The sequence below is a fragment of the Halolamina sediminis genome (genome assembly GCF_001282785.1).
Lineage (GTDB): Archaea > Halobacteriota > Halobacteria > Halobacteriales > Haloferacaceae > Halolamina > Halolamina sediminis.
Genome location: NZ_CVUA01000001.1, coordinates 922982 through 944967 on the forward strand (window position 1 = coordinate 922982; position 21986 = coordinate 944967).

At 68.1% G+C, this 21986-nt stretch carries 22 protein-coding genes and 1 tRNA gene; 9 read left to right on the forward strand and 14 right to left on the reverse strand.

What is annotated here, in order from left to right; genetic code table 11:
- Positions 1 to 50 precede the first annotated feature (50 nt).
- A complete protein-coding gene (locus tag BN1959_RS04700; protein WP_053947551.1) occupies positions 51 to 350 on the forward strand; it encodes a DUF7565 family protein in 300 nt (99 codons plus the stop codon).
- 46 nt (positions 351 to 396) lie between these two features.
- Here BN1959_RS04700 and BN1959_RS04705 read toward each other — a convergent pair whose 3' ends face one another.
- From BN1959_RS04705 to BN1959_RS04725, 5 genes are all read right to left on the reverse strand, one after another.
- Positions 397 to 939, reverse strand: a complete 543-nt coding sequence (locus BN1959_RS04705; protein ID WP_053947552.1) for an HD domain-containing protein — start codon at positions 937 to 939, stop codon at positions 397 to 399.
- A 190-nt stretch (positions 940 to 1129) separates the two neighbouring features.
- Complete coding sequence (locus BN1959_RS04710) at positions 1130 to 1567, reverse strand: transcription elongation factor Spt5 (RefSeq protein ID WP_049980982.1); 438 nt, start codon at positions 1565 to 1567, stop codon at positions 1130 to 1132.
- Entirely contained in the window at positions 1568 to 1753 is a 186-nt protein-coding gene (locus BN1959_RS04715) for a protein translocase SEC61 complex subunit gamma (protein ID WP_053947553.1), read from the reverse strand. It lies immediately after the preceding gene.
- 107 nt (positions 1754 to 1860) lie between these two features.
- Complete coding sequence (gene ftsZ / locus BN1959_RS04720; protein WP_053947554.1) at positions 1861 to 3009, reverse strand: cell division protein FtsZ; 1149 nt, start codon at positions 3007 to 3009, stop codon at positions 1861 to 1863.
- Positions 3010 to 3082: 73 nt separating this feature from the next.
- On the reverse strand, positions 3083 to 4420 hold the full coding sequence (locus tag BN1959_RS04725; protein ID WP_053947555.1) for a D-aminoacyl-tRNA deacylase: 1338 nt from the start codon (positions 4418 to 4420) through the stop codon (positions 3083 to 3085).
- 93 nt (positions 4421 to 4513) lie between these two features.
- Between BN1959_RS04725 and BN1959_RS04730 the strand changes: the two genes are divergently transcribed.
- The 5 genes from BN1959_RS04730 (at position 4514) to BN1959_RS04750 (ending at position 9111) form a co-directional block, all read left to right on the forward strand.
- Positions 4514 to 5326, forward strand: coding sequence for a shikimate dehydrogenase (locus tag BN1959_RS04730; protein WP_053947556.1), 813 nt, complete (start codon positions 4514 to 4516; stop codon positions 5324 to 5326).
- A gap of 92 nt (positions 5327 to 5418) precedes the next feature.
- Positions 5419 to 6003: a helix-hairpin-helix domain-containing protein gene (locus tag BN1959_RS04735; RefSeq protein WP_053947557.1), complete on the forward strand. Its 585-nt coding sequence runs from the start codon at positions 5419 to 5421 to the stop codon at positions 6001 to 6003.
- A 44-nt stretch (positions 6004 to 6047) separates the two neighbouring features.
- On the forward strand, positions 6048 to 7628 hold the full coding sequence (gene pabB / locus BN1959_RS04740; protein ID WP_053947558.1) for an aminodeoxychorismate synthase, component I: 1581 nt from the start codon (positions 6048 to 6050) through the stop codon (positions 7626 to 7628).
- Complete coding sequence (locus BN1959_RS04745; protein WP_053947559.1) at positions 7625 to 8224, forward strand: anthranilate synthase component II; 600 nt, start codon at positions 7625 to 7627, stop codon at positions 8222 to 8224. The genes pabB and BN1959_RS04745 overlap by 4 nt, the downstream gene beginning before the upstream one ends.
- Positions 8221 to 9111, forward strand: coding sequence for an aminotransferase class IV (locus BN1959_RS04750; protein ID WP_053947560.1), 891 nt, complete (start codon positions 8221 to 8223; stop codon positions 9109 to 9111). Before BN1959_RS04745 ends, BN1959_RS04750 begins: the two co-directional genes overlap by 4 nt.
- Here BN1959_RS04750 and BN1959_RS14660 read toward each other — a convergent pair.
- The 6 genes from BN1959_RS14660 to BN1959_RS04775 all read right to left on the reverse strand — a co-directional run bounded on the left by BN1959_RS14660 (position 9108) and on the right by BN1959_RS04775 (position 16483).
- Positions 9108 to 9257, reverse strand: coding sequence for a hypothetical protein (locus tag BN1959_RS14660; protein ID WP_154018221.1), 150 nt, complete (start codon positions 9255 to 9257; stop codon positions 9108 to 9110). The genes BN1959_RS04750 and BN1959_RS14660 overlap by 4 nt on opposite strands.
- Before the next feature lie 46 nt (positions 9258 to 9303).
- A complete protein-coding gene (locus BN1959_RS04755; RefSeq protein ID WP_053947561.1) occupies positions 9304 to 9726 on the reverse strand; it encodes a Rieske (2Fe-2S) protein in 423 nt (140 codons plus the stop codon).
- 158 nt (positions 9727 to 9884) lie between these two features.
- Positions 9885 to 9959: transfer RNA gene (locus BN1959_RS04760), tRNA-Met, on the reverse strand.
- Positions 9960 to 10029: 70 nt separating this feature from the next.
- Positions 10030 to 10476: a GtrA family protein gene (locus BN1959_RS04765; protein ID WP_394325236.1), complete on the reverse strand. Its 447-nt coding sequence runs from the start codon at positions 10474 to 10476 to the stop codon at positions 10030 to 10032.
- Entirely contained in the window at positions 10473 to 11240 is a 768-nt protein-coding gene (locus BN1959_RS04770; RefSeq protein WP_053947562.1) for a glycosyltransferase, read from the reverse strand. Before BN1959_RS04770 ends, BN1959_RS04765 begins: the two co-directional genes overlap by 4 nt.
- Positions 11241 to 11308: 68 nt before the next feature.
- Positions 11309 to 16483 carry a DNA polymerase domain-containing protein gene (locus tag BN1959_RS04775; RefSeq protein ID WP_053947563.1) on the reverse strand — a complete coding sequence of 1725 codons (5175 nt, stop codon included), beginning with the start codon at positions 16481 to 16483 and terminating at the stop codon, positions 11309 to 11311.
- Positions 16484 to 16591: 108 nt separating this feature from the next.
- Here BN1959_RS04775 and BN1959_RS14995 point away from each other — a divergent pair, with 108 nt between their 5' ends.
- Genes BN1959_RS14995 through BN1959_RS04785 form a run of 3 tightly spaced genes read left to right on the forward strand, consistent with a single transcriptional unit; the run spans position 16592 to position 17701 of the window.
- On the forward strand, positions 16592 to 16768 hold the full coding sequence (locus BN1959_RS14995; protein WP_202594641.1) for a DUF7331 family protein: 177 nt from the start codon (positions 16592 to 16594) through the stop codon (positions 16766 to 16768).
- A 45-nt stretch (positions 16769 to 16813) separates the two neighbouring features.
- Positions 16814 to 17233, forward strand: coding sequence for a DUF7322 domain-containing protein (locus BN1959_RS04780; protein ID WP_053947564.1), 420 nt, complete (start codon positions 16814 to 16816; stop codon positions 17231 to 17233).
- A 42-nt stretch (positions 17234 to 17275) separates the two neighbouring features.
- Entirely contained in the window at positions 17276 to 17701 is a 426-nt protein-coding gene (locus BN1959_RS04785; protein WP_053947565.1) for a DUF7346 family protein, read from the forward strand.
- Here BN1959_RS04785 and rad50 read toward each other — a convergent pair.
- Genes rad50 through BN1959_RS04800 form a run of 3 tightly spaced genes read right to left on the reverse strand, consistent with a single transcriptional unit; the run spans position 17698 to position 21984 of the window.
- Positions 17698 to 20394, reverse strand: coding sequence for a DNA double-strand break repair ATPase Rad50 (rad50, locus tag BN1959_RS04790; RefSeq protein ID WP_053947566.1), 2697 nt, complete (start codon positions 20392 to 20394; stop codon positions 17698 to 17700). The two genes, BN1959_RS04785 and rad50, sit on opposite strands and share 4 nt — an antisense overlap.
- A complete protein-coding gene (gene mre11, locus BN1959_RS04795; RefSeq protein WP_053947567.1) occupies positions 20391 to 21617 on the reverse strand; it encodes a DNA double-strand break repair protein Mre11 in 1227 nt (408 codons plus the stop codon). Before mre11 ends, rad50 begins: the two co-directional genes overlap by 4 nt.
- Before the next feature lie 10 nt (positions 21618 to 21627).
- Positions 21628 to 21984 (reverse strand): hypothetical protein, encoded by a 357-nt coding sequence (locus BN1959_RS04800; RefSeq protein WP_053947568.1) that lies wholly within the window; start codon positions 21982 to 21984, stop codon positions 21628 to 21630.
- Positions 21985 to 21986: the final 2 nt, after the last annotated feature.

Below are 21986 nucleotides of genomic sequence, written 5' to 3' on the forward strand. Positions count from 1 at the left end.
CCGGGCGTCGGGGAGAACCCTTTTGATGCACCCACTCCGATGGAGCGCGTATGAGCCGCTGGAACTGCGGGATCGCCGGCTGTGGCCGCGAGTTCGACGGTCCCGAGGCCGTGATCGTCCACCAGACGACCGAACACCAGCGTCACGAGTGTAAGGTGTGTGGCACCATCGTCCCCGAGGGGTACTTCGCGATCCGCCACGCGTTCGACGAACACACCCGCGCGGAGTACGTCCGCGCCTACGACGCCGACGGGAGCGACGTACGCGTCCGCGAGGGAATCAAGGAGACCATCGAGGAGAACGCAGACCTCCAGCGCGTCGTCGACGAGCTCAACGGCAACTCGGGGTAGCGGGCGCGGGCAGGGGAGAGCAGTTCCGTGATCCTGCGATCGGAGATCAGCGTTCGCGGCTCTCGATCCGTTCCTTCACGACCGGGAGCTTCTCCTCGAGCTCCCGATGTATCCCGTCCTCGCCGATGTACGGCTCGGACCGATCTATGAAGTATCGCATCTTCTCGATCTGGTCCGCTCGCAGCTCCTCGGACTCGCCCAAGTGGTAGTAATCACTGTTGTCGAGGAGGTCCGCGGCTTTGACTGCCACCGCGCCCCTCCCCGACTCGAAACACCGCTCGTAGATATCGTAGCACCGCTCCAGATAGTCGTCGATGCTCTCGTCGAAGCTGGCGGCCTCCACGATCTCCGCGACGGTCTCGCCGAACGTCGAACGGATCTCGTCGGCGGTTACGTCCGTATCTTCGAGCAGGTCGTGGAGGAAGCCCGCGACGACGACGTGCTCCTCGTACCCCCTGTCGTAGAGATCCATCCCCACCCTCGTGCTGTGGAGTATCACTGGCTTCGGGTTGTCACCCGATGACTCGAAGGCGTGCACCAGATACTGCATAGCCCGTTCGATCTCCTCGTCCTCCGCTTTGCTCCTCATTCCTGTGACTGGAGAGACGGGGCGGTAGCAAAGTCCTTCTGACACGAGTTGGGCCGACCGACCCGAGCGATCTCGCGTTCCACCTCTCGAAGGACCGAGACGCAGCTAACGGCTTCACACAGGAGAGTCGGAGTTAGTAGATCTCGGAGTCCGACACACGGCGCCGCGCGCCGTGTGTCTGCACGAGGAACTACCGTTCCTCGGAGTCCAGCACGCGGATCTGATCCCCGCGGACCGTGACCGGGATCGGGACCGTCGCCTCGTACAGCTCGACCGTCACCTGATCCTTCCCCTCGTCGATGCGCTGGACCTGCGCCTTCTCGCCCTTGAACGGGCCGGCGATCAGTTCGACGATGTCGCCCTCGGCGATTCCCTCCACGTCGGGGGTCGGCGAGAGGAAATGCTCGACCTCGGTCATCGACGACGTGCCCGGCACGATCCCGTTGGCGTGGGGGATCTCGTCGAGCACGCGCTCGATGATCGAGTCGTCCTCGGCCTCGACCATCACGTAGGAGGTCAGCGAGTCCGGCGCCAGCACGGCGTGGATCTCGGGCATCTCCTTCGAGGCGATCATGTCCGCGACGGTCTCCTCCTGGCTCGCGGTGGTCTTGACGGCGTAGATCGGCATCTACGCACCACCCGGGACCGCGCCCGGCACGAAGCTCATGATCGCGAACATCAGGAACCCGAGGAAGCCGATCAGGAAGATGCCGGCGCCGGAGATCTTGGCGACCATCGAGAACTCCTCCCACTCGGGAGTGCTCGCGAGCTTGAGCACGCGCACGTACTCCGAGAGGTCGTATTTGACGTCCATCTTGTCGTGTGGTTCAGCCCGGCGCCTTTTCTATCTATTGAATACGCCTTCGCCGGGGGAAACGCCGGTACGGCCGGCGACGGCGACCGAAAAACGAGGCGACGCCGTCAGTTCACGTCCTGAATCTGGTCGGGGGAGGGGCCGCGCTGGGCGGCCTCGCCGCCGCCGTAGATCTGGGGGGACTCCACCCCGGTCACGACGATCATCGTGCGCATCCGGCCCTCGATCTCCTCGTCGACGGAGGTGCCCCAGATGATGCGGGCGTCGGGGTCGATGCGGTCGTAGATCTCCTCGACGACGCCCTCGGCCTCGCCGATGGACATGTCCGACCCACCGGTGACGTTGACCAGCGCCGAGTTGGCGCCGGAGATGTCCACGTCCAACAGCGGCGACCGCAAGGCGGACTGCACCGAGTCCTCGGCCTTGTCGTCGGTATCGGACTCGCCGAGCCCGATCATCGCGACGCCGCCTTTCTCCATCACGGTGCGAACGTCGGCGAAGTCGAGGTTCACCAGCCCGGGCTTGGTGATGAGCTCGGTGATCCCCTTGACCGAGCGCATCAGCACCTCGTCGGACACCTTGAACGCCTGCTTGACGGGCAGTTTGCCCACCGCGTCGAGGAGGCGGTCGTTCGGCACGACGATCACGGTGTCGGAGACGTCGCGCAGCCGTTCGAGGCCGGCCTCGGCGTTGGTGCGCCGGACCTCACCCTCCGCGGTGAAGGGGGTGGTGACGATCGAGATCGTCAGCGCGCCGGCGGCCTGTGCGGCCTTGGCGACGACGGGCGCCGAACCCGTCCCGGTGCCGCCGCCGAGCCCGGCGGTGACGAACACCATGTCCGAGCCGGCGATCGACTCCTTGATCTCCTCCTGGGACTCGATGGCGGCCTCCTCGCCGACCTGCGGGAGCGAGCCCGCGCCGCGACCCTGCGTTTTCTCCTTGCCCATCAGGATCTTCGTGTCGGCCTCGATAGAGACGAGATGCTGGACGTCAGTGTTCGCGGCGACCAGCTTCGCGCCGTGGATCCCCTCCTCGTGCATGCGGTTGACGGTGTTGCCGCCGGCGCCGCCACAGCCGACCACGGTGATGTTGGTCTTGAGGTCCTGCAGAACGTCCTGGAGCTGCTCGTCGGTCATCTTCCCGGACGACGGCGTCTCGTCGGTCTCCGGGCTGGTCTCCTCCTCGGCCGCGGCGTCGGGCCCCTCGCCGCCCTCGCCTTCGGCCTCGTCGATTGCCTCCTCTACGATAGAGTCCATTTGACCCTGAGTATTGGGCGGAGCCTATTGACCTTTCTCCCTCTCCGGCGATTCTCGCCACCACCGACACCGTTCAGATCGGGAACTCCTTCTCACGCTGACTCAGCACCGCCGACGGGGGGATCACCTCGTCGCTGACCTCGACGGACTCGCCGCTCGACAGCATCCCCATCTTCGGGCCTTCCGGCACGCCCAGTTTCTGCGCTTTCTCGGGGTCGAACGCCTCCTCCCGCGCGACGACGGCGTCGTCGTCGACGGCTACCTCCTCGTACTCCGCCCGCAGGATCGCCGCGAGGTCGTCGATCAGTTCGTCGTACGCGTCGGCGTTGGGCACCGCTGCCTCGCCGTTTGCCCGGGTCCCGCTCTCGATCGTGTCGAACGCGACGGTCGACTCCCGGACCGCGTCACGCGTCGCCTCGCCGTCGACGTTCTGGGCCGTCGCGAGCAGCTCGTCGGGGAGGCTCACCTTCTCCCAGTCCTCCGGATCGTCGGGGACGTGGGCGCCGAACCGGAGCCCCTCGTCGACGGTCGCGACCGAGGACTCCAGCGCCCGGGCCAGCGCCAGCGGGCGGTCGTCGACGGTCCGGACCCACGTCTCGCTCACGATCCGGTAGCCGAGATCCTCGATCGCGTCGGCGACCTCGGGCTGGTCGCCGTCGAACAGTGCGTGGGTGGCGCCGCTGCGCTCGAACGCCGCCTCGAGCACCGCCCGGGCGTCCTCGTCCCGCGGGTGGCCCAGTTCCTCCAGTTGCCAGTCGCTGGCGATGTGGCCGACCGCCCACGGCGTCTCGCGAAGCACGCGGCCGAACCGCGGGGCGTAGTGGCCGCCGCCGATCCCGACGATCTGGCGGTCGCGGTGGGCCGCCACCCCGCGCAGCGAGAGCACCGCCTGCGCGACCGCGCGGGCGCCCTCGGGGTCGTCCCACTGCTCCTCGTCGCTCCCGAGCTCCGCGAACATCGACGGTGTGTCGATCGCGGTCGGCCCGTGGTGGGTCCCCTCGATCGCCACGTCGTACCCCTCCGGCGCGTGAGCGGCGAGCGCCTCGACGTACGCCGAGAGTGCGCTCGGTGCGGCTGCAGCAAGGTCGCCGTCTTCCCCGCCGTACTCCGCCTCGCCGAAGTTCCCCGTGAAGTGCCCCGTCAGCAGCGCGCCCGTCTCGCCGGAGTGCCGGGAGACGAACACCAGCAGGCGGGGCTCCTCGCTGAACGCCGGCGCGGGGTCGTCGAGTTCGATGTGGAGCTCGTCGAACTCCCGGAGTTCGAACGGCCCGTCCCGGTAGTACGTCCCGCCGCCCTCGGCGTCCGGTCGCTCATCGTCCTCGTGTTTGGTCCAGTCCCCCTGCGCGAGCAGCTGCTCCCCGATGTGGAGCGAGGCGGTGTCGGCCCGTGACACCACGATCCCGATAGTCATCGACTCGGCGTCCGACCGCGCCGGCAAAGTAGCCGTCGGCTCCGGGCCCGCCGCGGGCGCGGGCTTTTTCTCCCGGGCTCGCCCACGGCGACCATGGACGTCTACGGGCTGATCGGGCGGCCGGTCGAACACTCGCTCTCGCCGCCGATGCACGAGGCCGGCTACGAGGCGCGCTCGCTGGACGCGCGGTACGTCACGCTCGAACCGGACCCCGATCGGATCGACGAGGCCGTCACCGGCGCCGACGCGATCGGTATCGCCGGGCTCAACGTCACGGTCCCGTTCAAGCGGGACGTACTCCCCCACGTCGAGCCGACCCCGACCGCCGAGGCGGTCGGCGCCGTGAACACGATCACGTTCGGGGGCGAGGGCGCTCCCGAGGGGCACAACACCGACGTCGAGGGCGTCGTCCGCGCGTTCGCGCACCACGACGTCGAAATCGAGGGGCAGTCAGCGGTCGTCGTCGGGGCGGGCGGCGCGGGGCGGGCAGCTACCTACGCGCTGGCCGACGCTGGCGCCGACACGTTCGTCGCCAACCGAACGGTCGAGCGTGCCGAGGCGCTCGCGGCCGACTTCGCGGAACTCGGCGTCGACGCCGGCGGGCTTGCGGCACTCGACGAACGCGTCCCCGAGGCCGATATCCTCGTCAACGCGACCAGTGTCGGAATGGACGACCTCGACTCGTCGCCCGTGCCCGCGCACGTCCTTCACGAGGATCTGGCGGTCCTCGACGCGGTGTACTCTCCGCTCCGGACCAAGCTCCTGCGGGACGCCGCCGCTGCGGGCGCCGGGACCGTCGACGGTGCGTGGATGCTGCTGTACCAAGGCGTCGCCGCGTTCGAGCGGTGGACCGGGGTCGACGCGCCGGTGGCGGCGATGAACGAGGCGCTCCGGGATCGCCTCTGAGGCTCGTTTCGGCTCGACGGGGCGTTTGCCGGGGTGAACCGGCCGAGGGCGACGCTGGCTTTTTACCACCGCGGGTCATTTTCGCCCACAGCATGGTACTCCGGAAGATCAAACGGCTCCTCGGGCTGGGTGCCGACGAGGGCGACGGTCGGTCCGAGCGCGACGTGACGGTGCAGGATCGCTCCGACGCCGACGCCGAGACCGAGGCGGCGGCGAAGGGCACCGACGAATCGAGCGACACGACTGCCGACGACGGCGACGAGGTCGAGAGCGTCGACGAGGCGATCGACGAGGCCGAACCGGACGACGAGCCCGTCGCCGCCGACACCGACGCGGACGCGTCGACGGAGTCGTTGGTCGACGAGGAGATCGCACAGGACGAGCCCGCCGGACGCGCCGAACCGGCGGAGGCGGCCGGCCCGGGTGCCGAGGACGAGACCACCGACGTCGACGAGACGGGCGCGGACGTCGAGGAGGAAGCCGAGGCAGCCGACGACGCCCCCTCGGTCGACGAGATCAAGGGGATCGGCCCGGCGTACTCCGAGCGACTGGCCGAAATCGACATCGTGACGGTCGCCGACCTCCGGGGCGCCGACGCCGAGGAAGTCGCCGAGCGGACGACGGCGCCGGAGGGGACGGTCCAGAAGTGGATCGACCGCGCGAACGAGTACGAGTGACCGAACCCCCCCGTTTTTAGCGGATCGGCGCCGTTTCCCGACGCATGACCGAGACGACGGTGATCACCGAGCCCGAGCAGTTCCACGCCGTGGCCGGCGAGGCCCCGGCGGGCGCTCGGGTGCCCGTCGAAATCCGGACCGTCGTCGACGACCCGTTCGACGCCTACCGCCGCGCCCGGAAGGAGCGCGGCGGGGTGTTCCTCGAAACGTCGGGCGGGCAGGAAGGCTGGGGCTACTTCGGCGTCGAGCCCGCGGAGTTTCTCACTGTCTCCGAGGGGTCGGTGCTGGCCGAGGGCTTAGGTGGAGAGGCGGGCGACCGCCGGTTCGGGCAGAAGCAGTCCGAAACGCTCGCGGCGCTATCGGGACTGCTCGACGGCGAGGCGCTCGTTCGCGGCGACTGCGACGTGCCCTACCCGTGTGGCGCGATCGGCTGGCTCTCCTACGACATCGCTCGGGAACTGGAGTCCTTCGGCGACGGCGACCCCGACGACCGCGAGCTGCCGACGCTCCAGATCGGCGTGTACGACTGTCTCGCGGCGTGGGAGGAGCCACGCGGCGACGAGGTGACGCTGCGGATCACCGCCTGCCCTCGCGTGCCCGCCGAGGCCGACGACGCGACGCTCGACGCCTGCTACGACCGCGCACTGACGAAAGCTGCGTCGCTGGGTCGCCGGGCACACATCGGCGACTCCGCGGTCGGCCCCCCGCCCGCCGACGCCGAGGCGGCGGCGTTCGAGAGCACCTGCGGGCGCGAGCAGTTCTGCGAGCGCGTCCGCCGCGCGAAGGCGTACATCCGCGAGGGGGACACGTTCCAGGCGAACGTCTCCCAGCGCCTCGAAGCGCCCGCAGCCGTCCACCCCGTCGAGGCGTACAACGCGCTGCGGGCGGTCAACCCTGCGCCCTACTCCGGGCTGTTGGAGTTCCGTGGCGTCGACCTCGTCAGCGCGAGCCCCGAACTCCTGCTCGAGCGCGACGGCGACCGTCTGCTGACCGAACCCATCGCCGGCACGCGCCCTCGTGGCGACACTGACGAGGAAGACGCCGCACTCGCGGACGACCTCCGAACCGACGAGAAGGAGCGCGCCGAGCACGCGATGCTGGTCGACCTCGAACGCAACGACCTCGGGAAGGTCAGCGAGTATGGCAGCGTCGAGGTGACGGAGTACCGCCGCGTCGACCGCTACTCGGCGGTGATGCACCTCGTCTCGCTGATCGAGGGGCGGCTCCGCGAGGACGGCACGCTGACCGACGCCGTCGCGGCGACGTTCCCCGGCGGCACCATCACCGGCGCGCCCAAACCCCGGACGATGGAGATCATCGACGAGCTCGAAGACCGCCGTCGGGGCCCCTACACCGGCAGCGTCGGGATCTTCGGCTTCGACGGTCGTGCGACGCTCAACATCGTGATCCGGACGCTGGTCCGTCACGCCGACGAGTACCACCTCAGCGTCGGCGCGGGTATCGTCCACGATTCCGATCCCGACGCCGAGTACGACGAGACGCTCGCAAAAGCCCGCGGGCTGCTCGACGCGATCGACGACGCGCTCGATCGGGGCCACCTCGACGTGGCGGAGGGTTCCGAGCGGGAGGAAACCACTGCCGACGGCGGGGAGGCCGAGCGATGAGCGCCCCCGAGATCCTCGTGATCGACAACTACGACTCGTTCGTCTACAACCTCGTGCAGTACCTCGGCGAGGCGGTTCAACAGCGCGACGGCGAGGTGACGGTCCGGCGCAACGACGCGATCGACCGCCGGGGAATCCGCGAGCTCGACCCCGACGGGATCGTCGTCTCGCCGGGTCCCGGCACGCCCGCGGCGGCGGGCGTCTCGATGGACGTGTTCGACCTCGACTACCCGACGCTGGGCGTCTGTCTCGGCCACCAGGCGCTCTGTGCGCACAACGGCGCGCCCGTGGGCCACGCCGACGCGGTCGTCCACGGCAAGCCCTCCCAGATCAGCCACGACGGCGAGGGCGTGTTCGACGGGCTCCCGCAGGGGATCCGGGTCGGCCGCTACCACTCGCTGGCGGTCGACCGCGACGCGATCCCCGACGGGCTGGCGGAGACGGCGACCACCGACGACGAGGACGTGGTGATGGCGGTGCGCCACCGCGAGAAACCCCACGTCGGCGTGCAGTTCCACCCCGAGAGCATCCTGACCGACCACGGCAAAACCATGATCCGAAACTTCCTGCGGCTCTCCCGAGAGTGGTACCGATGACCGACGACAGCGACGGTGACGCGAACTTGCTGTACCACGTCGACGGCGACCTCCGCCCGGCCGACGCAGCGACCGTCTCCGTCGAGGATCGCGGGTTCCAGTACGGCGACGCCGCCTTCGAGACGCTGCGGGCCTACGGGGGCGACGTGTTCGGCTGGAACGCCCACGCCGACCGGCTCGCGGAGACCTGCGACCTGCTCGCGATCGACCACGGGCTATCTCGCGACGAGCTTTACGGCCGTATCCGGGCGGCCCTCGACGCCAACGACCTCGACGACGCGTACGTCCGGCTCTCGATCTCGCGGGGCGTCCAACCGGGGAAGCTCGACCCCGACCTCGAGGCCGATCCGACGGTCGTGATCGTCGTCAAGCCGCTCCCACGTGGCGGGCTCGACGGCGAGTCCGTCTGGGACGGCTCGGCGACGCTTCGGACCGTCTCCACCCAGCGAATCCCGGACGCCGCCGTGCCCGCGCGGGCGAAGACCCACAACTACCTGAACGGGATTCTCGCCCGCCTCGAACTCCGCGGCACCGACGCCGACGAGGCGGTGATGCTCGACGCGGCGGGCCACGTCGCCGAGGGCGCGACGAGCAACGTGTTCGCGGTTGACGGCGACGGCCTGCTCACGCCGGCGCTCTCGGGGCCGGTGCTGCCCGGCATCACCCGGGCGACGGTGATGGATATCGCCGAGGAGGAAGGGATCCCCGTCAGGGAGGTGACCATCGGCCCGGACGCGCTCCGCAGCGCGGAGGAACTGTTCTGCACCAACTCGACGTGGGAGATCCGTCCCGTCGAGAGCGTCGACGGCGCGAGCGTCGGCGGCGGGCCGGTGACGGAACTGCTCGCCCGGCGCTACCGCGAGCGCGTCGAGGAGGCGTTCTACTAGGCCGCGGCCAGCAGGATCGTCGCGACCGCGTACAGCAGGATCAGCAGCACCGCGCCGACGATGAACTTGAGTACCAGCCCGTCCTCGTCTGGCGTCTCGCCCTCGGGGAGCCCGTCGTCGTACAGGTCGCCGTCCTCTTCGCTCATTGTCCAGACGAGGGCCCCCGGCGGTATGAATCCGTCCTTCGCTGACTCAGAAGCCGATCCGTGACTCCGTCGACTGGGGCCCGTCGTCCTCGTCGCTTTCGGCCTCGCCGAGTCGGACGAACGCGTAGCTGTCGTCGTCCACGAACACGCCGCCGTCGGCGCGCCGGACCGCGAGTTCGTCGAGAACCGCGCCCTCACAGGGACCGAACGTGCACTCGCCGCTGTCGCACTCGAACGTGGCGCCGTGGCGCTTACAGACCAGTTCGCCGTCGCGGATCACCGCGCCGTCGCCGGTGTCGAGGTTCACGTCCCGCCAGTGCTGGCAGTAGTTGAACCACGCCCTGATCCCGTCGTCGGTGTCGACGAGCACGGCCTCGCGCTCCTCGCCGCTCTCACGATCCTCGACGGTGAACAGGAGGCTACTCTCCGCCGGAACAGCGTCGGTGTCGGCGATGCGTTCCCCACTCATTTCCCCGGCGTACTCGGTCGGCGACGAAGGGTGTTTGGGTCCGGGGTCGGCGATGGACTCACCGTTCGTGATCCCCAGTTTCGCAAGTACCGACAGGCGCTATATCCCCACCGACCAGACTCGTAGCTCGCCGTTTGTCGTTGGCCGGCAGGAGAATATAGCGGGAGGTAGATTTGAACTACCGATCTCCGGGTTATGAGCCCGGCGGAATCTCCTGGCTATCCCATCCCGCTACCTATCACAAATCGGCTTCGACGGTTAAGGGTTCTGATTCGGTCGTCGTCACGCGGTTTCCTCCCACACTCAGTCGGCGGTGACGCGCCAGGTGAACAGGCTCTCGAGTACGTAGTTCAACAGCAGCGAACAGCCGATCGCGATCGGAAACGTCGCCAGCTCCCAGAGATCGACGCCGAACGCCGAGAGCGCGATGGGTAGGCGCGTCAGCCCCGCGACGATGCCGACCTGCACGGCGACGCCGCCGCTACGCACGAGGTTCGACTTCAACAGCCGGCGGAGGGTCGCGCCGACGCCCTCGTCGCCGTGGCCGGCGAACGTCCAGCGCTCGTTGACGACGAACATCACGAGGATCGCCACTTCGGCGCCGACCAGCTTCGCGATCTCCGGCGGGACGCCCAGCCCGGCGGTCAGCACCGAACTGGTCGTGAGGTCGAATACGGCGCCGACGGCGCCGACCGAGACGAACTGGCCGAACCGCCCCGGCACCAGCAGCTCGTCCGGGATCCCTCTCACTGCCCACCCCGCTCGATCAACAGAGGTCGGTCGATCCGTGCCGCCAGCAGCTCGTGGAGTCGATCCCCCCGAACTGCCTTCGCGCGGTGGCGCGCGGTCAACAGCCCGGTGAACATCGAGAGCGTGTCGCTGACGGGGTCGACCGTCGACTCGGGCTGATCCTCCCACACCACCGGCACCTCGGCGATCCGCCCCCCGAGCGCGCCCGCGATCGCGAGCAGTTCGATGTCCCACGCGAACCCGGACTCGGTGAGGTGGCGCCGCAGCCGCGACCAGAAGTTCGCCGACACGGCCTTCGCGCCACACTGGTAGTCGTAGAGGTTCGGATCGAGCAGCTGGCGGGCCAGCCACGCGAACGCGTCGCCGAGGAAGCGCCGCAAGGTCTTCTGGTGGGACTGCACCGTCGCGTCGGGGTGGCGCCGCGAGCCCGCCGCGAGGTCGAACTCCCCCGAGGCGACGGGATCGATGACGGCTGCAACGGAGTCGGCGGGCGTCGAGCCGTCGGCGTCGGCAAACGCCAGTACGTCGGTGTCGAGCGCGTCGAACCCCTCGGTGATCGCGGCGCCCTTCCCGCGCCGGCGGTCGGCGACGTGCACCGTCGCCGGGAGGTCGGCCAGCGACTCCGGGTCGCCCGGTGCAGGGTCGTCGAGTTCGATACGCAGCGCGGTGGGGTCGAGCCGCTCGTCGAGGTCGCGCACGTAGCGCGCGAGGCGGTCCACGTCCGGCCGGTAGGCGGGGACCACCACGCCGACGGAGCGAGACATGTGGCGGCGTTCCGCGCCATCGGGGAAAAAGCGTCCGAACTTCCCCAGCGGTCAACTCGATTGCAGGCTCAGCCCCACTGCCCGAGCCCGGTCTGTTCCTGTCCGGATTTGACCTCGTCCCAGGAGAGCCCCAGCGCCTCGATCACGCGCTCGATCGGCCCCTTCAGCGTCTTGTCCAGCATCTTCGGCCAGTCGACCTCGAACTCCTCGGGCACCTCCTCGGCGTACTCGTAACAGATCACGTCGGGGTCGCGCTTGAACTCGCGGTAGAGCGGGTCGGTCTGGGGGTCGAACCCCTGCTCGTTCTCCATGCGCCGCCAGAACTCGGGGTGGACCTTCTTCAGGTAGAGCCGCTTGGGCTTGGAGCCGCGCTGGAAGTTGGTCCCGAGCAGGAGGTTCGCGTACTTCGCCCCGCGAACTTGGGCGGTGTCGGTGTCGTAAGCGTCCAACCGCTTCCCGATTCCGCCGGGGATTCCGACCTCGTCTAAGTCGGCCTCACCCTCCTCGAAGGTGGTGATCTCGTCGTGGAGATACTCCTTCACGTCGTCGAGTTCGCCGCCGCGGACGATCATGTCGATCACCTCCTTCTGGACGCGCTTGGTGACGGGGGCGATGTCCGAGCGCTTGTACTCGAACCCCGTGATGTCGATGTCGTCGACGTCCTTCCCCTCCTTCCAGACGATGTGGCCGGCGTAGCGCTTCTTCTTGCCGGCCTGGAAGAACCGCCGGTAGAGCTTCTCGAACTCGATCTCGAAGCGGTGGGAGTCGGCGTCGAGCTCCTCGCGGGCGAAGTCGTCGTAGCGCTCGTTGATGTGCTCCTCGATGGCGAAGGACTGGTCGATGGCGTCGTCTTTGGAAATCTGTTCTCCAAGGGACAACATAACCGAGTCGGTGTCGCCATATGCCACTTCGTGTCCGATCTCCTCGGCGGCGGTCTCGGTGAACTCGATCACCTCCCGCCCCGTCGCCGTCACGGCGGCGGCCCCCTCGGTGTCGTAGAGCCGGAAGCGATCCCACCCCGACACGCCGTACAGCGACTGCCCGACGAACTGGAACGTCCCGTTCCGCCCGGCCAACAGGCTGTGATTGTCCGCGACGGTCACGCAGTAGACGCCGTCGTCGGCCGTACTCGTCGACCCACTCCGGTGCATCCGGAGCGTGTTCTTCGCGCCCTCGTCGACGTAGATCCGCCACGACCCGCCGTTTTTCCCGTAGTTCGCGGTCAGCCCGAGGTGGGTACAGAGGCGGAGCACGTCGTCGCGGAGCCGTTCGCTGGACGTGGTGTAGCGCCAGGAGTTCGGCTGCCGGTCACCGTCGCCATCGACCAGCGTGTCGAGGAACCGCCGCTTCTGGCGCTCGCTGAGGTCGAACACGAACTCCGGGATCCGTTTTTCGAAGCTGTCGCCGCCACAGAGCCGTTCGAGCGTCTCGCCCAGCAGGCGGGATGTGAACTGGTAGCCGTTCTCGTCGGCGTAGTAGTCGAACCCCATCCGGTCGAGCAGGTCGCCGATGACGGCGTGGTCGCCGTCCCCGCCGTCGGTGACTGCCGGCTGCTGGGCGATCTTGACCGTCGTCGCCGAGCCACGGAGCTTTCCGTCGAACTCCTTCTCCTCGGACGTGTAGACGTTGCCCTCGGTGATGTACCACGCCAACAGGTCGAGGAAGTCGTCGCCGTCGAACGTTCGCGGGATCCACTTCCGGCCGGACTCGCGGTGGACGAAGGTTCGCTCGCAGACGGACTCGATGTACTCGCGGTGTTCCTCGTACTCCTCGGCGTCGAACACGTACCCCTCCTCGCCGGCGTCGTTCTTCAGCACCGTCTCCGGGTAGTAGCCAAGCTCCGCGGCGAACGTGTGGCCGTGGACCTCCGGTCGGACCCAGACCTCGTACTTCCCTTCGAGGTAGTCCACGAGATCGACGGTGTCGAGGTCGTCGCCGTGCTCGGTCGACCAGCCGTGGGGGAGTTCGTAGTTCGTTGCCCGGTCGAGATCCCCCGCCTCGACGAAGCTGAAGCCGTCCTCGGTGATACCGTTTGTCTCGTTCTTCCGGACGAGCATCCGGTGGTTCGGCGTGACGCTGAAGTCGATCTTGCTCGTCTCGATGTCGACCAACTCGCCCTCGTAGTCGGGGTAGGAGTGGGTATCCTCGACCGGCTTGATCTCCATTTCCTCGGTGTCGGGGTCCAGCGAGTACACCTCGTCGCCGACTTCGAGGTCGCGGATGTTCCGGACGCCCTCGGGCGTCAGCACGTCGGTGTCGGGCGTGAAGCAGTTCATGATCACCTTCACCCCACCCTGCTGCCGGTCGTAGCGCTCGTACGCCTCGGAATCGGGCTCGTGCTGGTCGCGCAGTGTCTTCTTCTCCTCGCGCTCGGTGAGGAGCTCGTCGATCATCTCGCGCATGATGCCGTCGGGCTCCTTCCGGAAGTGGGTGCCATCCGGTGCGCGGTAGGTCTCGCCGTCGAACTCGTCGGGGTCGACCTTCGTCTCCGGCGAGGAGTTGATCGTCGCCATCGACATCGGGTAGAGTGACTGCCCGACCCACTGGTAGTGACCGTTCCGTCCCGCGAGCACGACGTGGTTGTCCTCGGCGGTGACGCAGTACACGTCCCCATCGTGGGACTCGACCGCCGCGTTCGTGGACTTCTGGAAGGACCCCTGCTTGCCGATGGAGACGTACCACGTTCCGTCGTTCTGCTTCGTGACCGTCGGCTTCTCACCACACCGAACCGCGATGTCGACGACGGCCTCCTTCAGGTGATCACTCTTTGTCCAGAACTTTTGGAGTCCGGAGTCGGTGGTACTGCCGTCGCCGGCGACGAGCGTATCGAGCAGCCTTCGGAGGAGCTCGCCGTCGAGATCGAACACCCATTCTGGTAGCTGCTTGTCGGCGTACCCCTCCCCACAGTGTTCGCTCAACCACTCGAGGAGGTAGACGTTGGAGACGTTGACTCCCCGTTCGTCGACGTTGTAGTTGATCTCCATCTCGTCGAGGAGCGCCTGAATTCGTTCCCGACCGTTGTCGTCGTTCTGATGGAGGGTGAACCGACCGGCTGCTCGGTCGAGACTGCCCTCGGTTACGTACCAGCCAAGTAGTTCCAGCCAGTTCGACATCTCGAAGGAGACGGGCGTCTCTCGGTGTCCTCGATCGAACTTGAGGAAGATGTCGGCGGCGTGCTCGTTGACGACCTCCTGATGCTCTCGATAGCGCTCGAGCGGGAGCAGGTACTTCCCGACTTTCTGTTGTAGGCCCATCGCCTCGGAACTTCCGTACGCGAGATCTAGCTCCGTCTGGACTGCGTCGGGCATCGCTGCTCGGAAGATACTGAGGTCGTCGTCGGAGTAGACGACGACGTTCCCCCCGTCAACCTCGTCGATGAGGTCGAACGTCGACGGTGTGCGACCGTCCATCGGCTGGTGGTTCGGGAAGGCGAACCGCTCGGTGTTGGTGAACTTACGGTACTCGGCGAACTCGAAGTCGTCCGGGTCCTGTTGGTCCCAGCCGCGCTTCTTCGAGGCGAGGAACCGGTGGTTCTCGGTTATCTTGAAGTCATGCGTGTTGCCGCTCAGGTGGTGCAACTCCCCGAAAGAGTTCTCGTAGCTGTGCGTCTCCGCGACCGGCTTCACCTCGCACTCGAACGTGTCGGGGTTCAGCGTGTAAATCTCGTCGTCGACGCTCAGTTCCTGAATGTTTCGCGGTCCTTCAGGCGTCAGTACGTCGGTGTCGCCGCTGAAACACTTCAGGTCGAGCACCGTGACGTTCTCCTTCACGCCCGAAATCGGCTCGAACACCGCCCCACCTTCGAACTCCTCGGCGGCCTCCTGCTGGCCCTTCGACGGCAGCCCGAACTCGCCGTAGGCCTTGTGCAGCACGTACATGTCGACGGCGTCGCCCGCGGTCGGCGCGTCCTCCAGCTTACAGCCGACGAACGATCGCACCTCGTCCCAGAACGCGATCACGGACTGCTTGCGGTCGATCTCGACGCAGAGTTCCACGTCCCGGAGGTTGTACTCCAGCAGCTGTTCGGGGTCCTGCTCCCAGAGGTCGCCGATATCGCCGGAGTAGTGCTCCTTGCCAACGTCGAGTTCGCGCTCGCCGATGGCGTCGAGGCGGAACGACTCCAGTTCCTTGATGACGATCTGCTTGTAGCCGTACAGCAGGTCGAACACGACTCGGCCCTTCACGTCCGGACCGCCCCAGTCCGAGCGCCACACCTCGTCCACCCGGGAGAGCCGATCGATGTCCAGATCGTACTCGGTGCTGGGGTCGACCATCTCCAGCCGATCCAGCACGTAGGGCATGTCGAAGTCCTCGAAGTTCCAGCCGGTGAGCACGTCCGGGTTCGTCTCCTCGATGTACTCGACGAACGCGTCGAGCATCGCGGGCTCCTCGTCGAACACGCGCACGTCGACGCTGCCGGAATCGGCGATCTGCTCGTACTCGTCGAGCACTTCGGGGGCGTCCACCTCGGCGTCTGGCGCGTCGAACAGCCAGACGACGTACTCGTCGTCGTAGGAGTCGTGAGAGGTGAGACAGACGATCGGCTCTTCGCCGTCCTCGGGGAAGCCGGAGCGGTCGTCGACCTCGATGTCGAACGTGTTCACCCGGAGGTCCGCGTCGGTCGGCGCGTCGACGGCGACTAGCTCTTCGTCGTCGTAGCGCACCTGAATCCGGCCGTCGTCCAGCCGTCGCTCGGGCACCTGCAGCCCGGCGCTCACGTCCTTGTCGATCAAAAAGCGGTTGGGGAACAGGATGTCGGCCTCGTAGTGCTCCTCGAAGTCGTCGCGCATCTGCCCCACATCCCGGGGCGTGCGGCCGATCACCTTCGTCAGCGGGCGCCCACGGATCGACTCGAAGCGCTCGCCGCTGGGGTCCTCCTCGCGGGTGTCGAGGATCGGATCGTACTCTTCGGTCAGCGCCCGATCTTCGACGTTCTCCGTCGGGACGTAGAAGTACGGCTCCACTCCGAGCACGCGGACGTGTTCGGGCTCGTTATCGGCGGTCCGGCCGAACACGTGGACGACGGGATACTCCTCTGGCCCCGAGCCCTCGATGGTGTAGTCCACCTGCGAGACTTTCAGTTCGACGACGCCCTCGCTGTCGGGGAACTTCAGGTCCGCGGCGTCGACTACCTCGCTGACTGTCTGTCCGGCGTCCCCGGCGACGACGGCCGCCTCCTCGTCCGGTCGGCCCTCGTCGGGGGCCTCGAACTCGCCGAGGCCCCGCTGCTCGCTCTCGCTCATTGGCGGTGGTTTGCCGTGATCCGTTAAAACGACGGTGGTCCGACCGCCGCGGCCGGAAGTTCGCACACTCCCGAAAGGCATATACTCCACCGTTTGGTAGGTAGTCACATGCCCGACGAGAGCGGCCTGCCGGAGGTGGCATCGGAGCCGGTCGAACCCGCCGACGACGGTTTCGAGACGGTGGAGTCCTACGAGGTCGACGGCGGCGTCGTCCTCTACGACGCCGAGGCGCCGCTTGCGTGGCTCCGGAGCGACGCGGCGGTGTCGCTCGCGGATCGACGCTGAGACAGACTGCGAACCCTTTTGCCGGTCGGTCGGGGAGTGAGTGACGTGAGCGACGACGACCCCGTCGAGACGTTCGTCGAGGAGACGTTCGACGGCGAGGACGACGGGGTTTCCGTCCCGGAGACGCGGGACATGGAGGACGAACTCCACCAACGGGCCGGAACGAACGCCGGCGGTGAAGAGGACCTGACAGAGGTCGACTCCGAGACGGCGACCGCCTTCTGGGGCGCGGTGATCTACGTCAACGCCGGCGTGTTGCTGATCGCGCTCGGCCCGACGGTGTACGCGCTCCGTGGCTACCCCCTCGTCTCGGCGGGGCTGGTCGCCGGCGGGATGCTGGCGCTGGTACGTGCGTACTGGGTGTACCGGCAGTTCGCTGCCGACGACGGGGCGGAGTCCGACGAGGACGGCGACGCTGCGGATCACGACGAGGACGGCGAAGTCGTCGACGACGGCGACACGTGAGGCCCGGAAGCGTTTTGCGCCCAGCCCGCCTTCCGACGAGCGATGCGAACGGTCGAGACACCCGACGGGCAGCGCCACCTGTTGCTCTCACGCTCAGAGGGGACGGCACGGGTTCGTGACCCCGCGACCGGCGAGGAGCGAACGGTCGACGCGGACGCGCTGGAACCGCTCGGGGACGGGGCGTTGACCGTCGCCGCCGCCGGCGTCCCCGAACCGGTCCGGCGGGTCATGACGGCGGTTCACGACGAGCGCGCGCTTGGCGTGCTGGTGACCCTCGTCGACGCCGGCCCGACCGCAGTCGTCGACCTCCTTTCGTACTCGGGACTGTGTGAGAGTGACTTCAACGGCCTGTTCGGCGAGCTCCGCGCGGCGGGGCTGGTCACGCCGTGTCAGGTCGCCGGGGAGCGGGGCTACGAGGCGACCGAAACCGCCGAAGAGGCGGTCGCGCTGCTACGCGACGACGCCTAGTCGTCCCCGCTCTCCAGCAGCGCCGCCGCACCGGAGAGCGTCGCGGCGTCCTCCCGGCGCGCGGTCGAGCGGTTCGTCGTCGTGTCCTTCTCGACGGTGACCAGCTCGTCGGCGGCGTCGACCAGCTCCTCGTCGTGGCTCACGATCAGGATCTGGCGCACGCCGAACCCGCGCATCTCCTCGACCAGATGGACGAGCCGGGAGACGTGTCCGGCGTCGAGGAACACCGTCGGCTCGTCGAGGATCAGCGGCGGGGTGGGTGCCGCGCCTTCGATCCCTTCCGAGAGTAGCCGGTAGATCGCACACCGCAGCGAGAGGTTGAACAGCGCACGCTCGCCGCCGGAGAGCTGGTCCGGCGACAGCGGCGTGCCGTCTTTCTGGTAGACGGTGAGTTCGTACTCGCCGTCGAGCTCGATGTGGGAGTAGGCGTCGTTGCCGTACGCGAGGTCGAACGTCTCGTTCAGCATCCGTTCGAGGCTCTCGACGTTCCGCTGGCGGAGTTCGGCCCGCAGGTCGCCGTACGTTCGCTCCAGTTCCTCGGTCTCCTCGTGGAGTGACTCCAGATCCGCAACGGTCTCGGCGAGCGCCTCGCGGTCCTCGCGGAGCTCCTCCAGCTCCCGGATCTCGTTCTCGACGCTCCCGATCTCGCCGGTGAGCTCGTCGCGCTGCTCGGCCAGCGAGTCGAGTTTGGCTTCGACTTTCTCGAGGTAGTTCTCGGCGCTCTCGCGCTGTTCGCGGGCCTGCTCGACGCGCTCGCGGTCGAACGCCTCGCGGAGGTCGTCGCGGCGCGCCCGCAGGTCGTCCAGCCGGTCCCGGCGCTCGTCGGCGATCTCGGCCTTGCTCTCCCGCCGCTCCCGCAGGCGGTCGATCTCGTCCTCGTCGTTCTCGATGGTGTCGAGCGTCTCCTCGACGGCGTCGAGTCGCTCCCGTCGATCCTCGATCGCGTCGAGTTCCTCGTCGAACTCGGCGATCTGTTCGCGGGCCTGCTCTGCCTCGGCGGCTTTCGCCTCGGCCTCGGCGTCGGTCTCCTCGGCCTCGGCTTCGAGCTCTTCCGTCTCCTCGCGGAGTTCCCGAGCCTCCGCACGGTCGCTCTCGATTTCGGCTTCGAGTTCCTCGACGCGCTCGGTCTTGCTCTCGTGGCGCTCGGCGAGCACCTCCGCGCGGCTCTCGGCTTCGACGAGGGACTCGGCGTCCCCGATGTCGGCTTTCAACTCTTCCTTCCGGCCGTTGAGTTCCCCGAGCCGGGCGGAGAGCTCCTCGACGCGCTCGCGGTCCGCTTCCAGCGTGTCGACGTGTGGGGAGTCCTCGACCGGCTGCCCACATTCGGGACAGTTCCCTTCTTCGAGCAGTTCTTCGGCCTCCTCGACGCGGTCGCGGGCGGACGCGAGCGCTCCGACTGTCTCCTCGATCTCGCCCTGTACCTCGTCGAGCGCCTCGCGGAGCGACTCGCGGTGGGCCTCGACCTCGCCCATCTCGACGGGCGCGTCGGCGAACTGCTCCTCGATCTCCTCGCGCTCTCGGGCCACCTCGTCGAGGTCGTCCCGCAGGTCCTCGCGGTCGGTCTCGGCGTCGTCGGCTTCCTGCTCGAGTTCGTCGGCACGCTCCCGCTTCTCGGCGGCCTGCTCACGTAGTCGCTCGGCCTCGTTCTCGAGGCTCTCGGCCTCGCTGTCGAGGCTGGTGACTCGATCGCGCTGCTCCTGTCGCTGCTCGCGGAGGTCCGCTTCGCGTTCGTCGAGTTCCTCGCGGGCTGCGGCGACGGCTGTCTCGGTCGCGGCGTCGATCCCGGCGGCGTCGGCGAGATCGTCGAGTTCGGCCTCGCGCTCGTCGATCCGCTCGCGGATCTCGGTGATCTCTTCGAGGAGCGCCTCGCGTTCGCTCTCGGTCTCCCGGATCGACGCCTCCAGCTCTTCGATCTCATCGTTCAGCTCTTCGAGTTCGCTCTCGCGCTCCTCGGCCTGCTCGATGACGGACTCGGCCTCGTCTCTGGTCTCCCGGGCGTCCTCCCGGTTCCCTTCGAAGCGCTCGATCTCCGAATCCAGTTCGGAGAGCTCGCTCTCCAGGTCGTTGAGCCGGTCGTGGAGCCCCTTCGCTTCCTTCCGCTCGATCTGTTCTTCGAGCTTGTTCAGTCCCCCGCGCTTGTCCGCGAGCACGTCCTCGACGCCGAGGCGGGCGTCGCGGGCCCGCTCGCGGTACTCCTCCAGCTTCCCGAGCTGGAGCAGGTCGTCGATCATCTCCTGTCGCTCTCGGGGGGAGGCGTTGATCAGTCGGTTCACCTCGCCCTGCCGGATGTACGCGCAGTTACGGAACGCGTCGCTGTCCATCCGGAGCAGTTCGTTGCCGACGAACTCCCGCACGTCGCGTGCGCCCTCGACGGTCGTATCCGGCCCCTCCAGTACGCAGGTCCGGGTCGAGATCGACCCGCCGGAGCGCCGGAGCTCCCGGGTGATCTTGTACTCCTCGCCGGCGTGGGTGAACCACAGCTCCACGTCGGTCTCGTCGGCACCGGTGGTGACGGCGTCGTCGAGCGTGCCGTCCAGCGCCTTCGAGCCGTACAGCGCGAAGAAGCAGGCCTCCAGTAGCGACGACTTCCCGGAGCCGTTCAGCCCGTGGATCACGGTGACGCCGTCGGTGAACTGCAGGTCGGTGTCGGCGTACGGCTTGAAGTTCCGGAGCCGCAGGCGGTCGAACTTCACAGGTACTCCTCCATGGTGCCCTGCTCGTCGCCGTCAGTTTGTGGGATCGGTTCGTCGGCCCCGGCGTCCGGCTCACTGCCGTCGTCACCGTCGGTCACTTCCTCCTCCTCACCGGCCGGCTCGAACGCGGCCGGGTCGTCGTCGAGCAGGTCGGTCACGCGGTTCTTGATCTCCTCGCGGACGTTCGAGTCGGCCACCTTGCTCTCCCGGACGGTCTCGTCCACGTCGCGGGCGGCCGTCGAGAGTCCCATCTCCGAGACTCGCTCGCTGACCGCCTCGTCGGGGTCGGCGAAGCTGACGCCGATATCGGCTTCCTCCTCGATCTCGCGGCGGTCAGTGACGCGGACGAGCAGCGCGCCCCCGGCCTCGCCGGCCTCCTCGACCGCCGCGGGCGTCACGGGCTCGCCCTCGCCGGTGATCTCGACGATACAGACCGCGTCCTCGAGGTCGTGCTGGCGCACCTGCTCGCGCACGCGCTCGACGCCCTCGCCCTCGGCGAGGTCGACGGAGACGAACGCGAACGGCCGGGTGTCGAGGCTGCGCCGGCGGATGTCCACCCCGTCGTCGAACGTGACGAGGTTGTAGCCGCGAGCGTCCTCCTCGCTTGCGCTCGCGCGCTCGGTCGAGCCGCAGTAGCTCACCCACGTCCCCGCGACCTCCGCGGTGTCGGGCTTGTGGTTGTCGCCGAGCAGCATCGCGTCGAACTCGACGGTCGATTCCGCGAGCACGGTCTCGGTGTCCCATTCGCCGAACTCGAAGGGGGTGAACAGCCCGTGGGAGACCAGCGCCGCGTGGGTGGCGCCGTGGCTCTCGAACTCGTACTCGAGGTCGTCCCGGCGCGATTCGGGCACCCAGTCGAGCCCGTAGAACGCGGTGTCCCCGACGACGACGGGGCTGTCGCCCAGCCGGGTCGCGAGCCCCGTCCCCTCGAACAGGTCCAGCCACTCGCCGGTCCGGGTGGCCTCGTGGTTGCCGACGATCGCGAGGAACGGGATGTCGGCGTCGTCCAGCCGCCGCAGCGCGGAGAGGACGGCCATCAGGTCCGGCAGTTCGGGCCGGCGGTCGTGGAACAGGTCGCCGGCGTGGACCACCGCGTCGACGCCCTCCTCGATCGCGTCGTCGACGACGGCGTCGAACGCCCGGCGGAAGTCCGCCCGGCGCTCGGGGGAGTGGTACTGCTGGTAGCCGACGTGGGTGTCGCCCGTGTGTATCACCCGAGTCATCTGCCCTCGGCTACGCCCCCTCCCGGGAAGAGGGTTGTGCGAGCGGGGTGGAAGTGGTCCGCCCGTCGTCGGCCGGTCGTTCGTCACCGCCTGTGGCGGCGTCGCGGAACGCATCGAGCGTCGTCAACACTGCCCGGCCACGGGCTGCGAGGCCGTCGTCGCCCGCGTTCTCGGCGACGTCGACGGCGCGGCGGAGCGCGGCCTCTCCGTCGTCGTCGACGAACGCCGCCGCGCTGTCGACGCTCTCGATCGCAGTCTCGGCCTCGGCGACGGTTCGTTCCGGCTCCGTGTCGTCGGTCCCGTGCCGTCGGTGGCTGCCGTCGGCGAGCCGAGCTAACGCTCGTGCGACGGCGTCCGGATCGGGCATGG

Coding starts and splice junctions, on each gene's coding strand:
- BN1959_RS14995 (WP_202594641.1), top strand. CDS start 16,592: ATGCCCGACGAGAGCGGCCTGCCGGAGGTGGCATCGGAGCCGGTCGAA.
- BN1959_RS04770 (WP_053947562.1), bottom strand. CDS start 11,240: ATGTCTCGCTCCGTCGGCGTGGTGGTCCCCGCCTACCGGCCGGACGTG.
- BN1959_RS04700 (WP_053947551.1), top strand. CDS start 51: ATGAGCCGCTGGAACTGCGGGATCGCCGGCTGTGGCCGCGAGTTCGAC.
- BN1959_RS14660 (WP_154018221.1), bottom strand. CDS start 9,257: ATGAGCGAAGAGGACGGCGACCTGTACGACGACGGGCTCCCCGAGGGC.
- BN1959_RS04800 (WP_053947568.1), bottom strand. CDS start 21,984: ATGCCCGATCCGGACGCCGTCGCACGAGCGTTAGCTCGGCTCGCCGAC.
- BN1959_RS04715 (WP_053947553.1), bottom strand. CDS start 1,753: ATGGACGTCAAATACGACCTCTCGGAGTACGTGCGCGTGCTCAAGCTC.
- BN1959_RS04725 (WP_053947555.1), bottom strand. CDS start 4,420: ATGACTATCGGGATCGTGGTGTCACGGGCCGACACCGCCTCGCTCCAC.
- BN1959_RS04745 (WP_053947559.1), top strand. CDS start 7,625: ATGAGCGCCCCCGAGATCCTCGTGATCGACAACTACGACTCGTTCGTC.
- BN1959_RS04735 (WP_053947557.1), top strand. CDS start 5,419: ATGGTACTCCGGAAGATCAAACGGCTCCTCGGGCTGGGTGCCGACGAG.
- mre11 (WP_053947567.1), bottom strand. CDS start 21,617: ATGACTCGGGTGATACACACGGGCGACACCCACGTCGGCTACCAGCAG.
- BN1959_RS04750 (WP_053947560.1), top strand. CDS start 8,221: ATGACCGACGACAGCGACGGTGACGCGAACTTGCTGTACCACGTCGAC.
- BN1959_RS04730 (WP_053947556.1), top strand. CDS start 4,514: ATGGACGTCTACGGGCTGATCGGGCGGCCGGTCGAACACTCGCTCTCG.
- ftsZ (WP_053947554.1), bottom strand. CDS start 3,009: ATGGACTCTATCGTAGAGGAGGCAATCGACGAGGCCGAAGGCGAGGGC.
- BN1959_RS04775 (WP_053947563.1), bottom strand. CDS start 16,483: ATGAGCGAGAGCGAGCAGCGGGGCCTCGGCGAGTTCGAGGCCCCCGAC.
- BN1959_RS04785 (WP_053947565.1), top strand. CDS start 17,276: ATGCGAACGGTCGAGACACCCGACGGGCAGCGCCACCTGTTGCTCTCA.
- BN1959_RS04710 (WP_049980982.1), bottom strand. CDS start 1,567: ATGCCGATCTACGCCGTCAAGACCACCGCGAGCCAGGAGGAGACCGTC.
- BN1959_RS04755 (WP_053947561.1), bottom strand. CDS start 9,726: ATGAGTGGGGAACGCATCGCCGACACCGACGCTGTTCCGGCGGAGAGT.
- BN1959_RS04705 (WP_053947552.1), bottom strand. CDS start 939: ATGAGGAGCAAAGCGGAGGACGAGGAGATCGAACGGGCTATGCAGTAT.
- pabB (WP_053947558.1), top strand. CDS start 6,048: ATGACCGAGACGACGGTGATCACCGAGCCCGAGCAGTTCCACGCCGTG.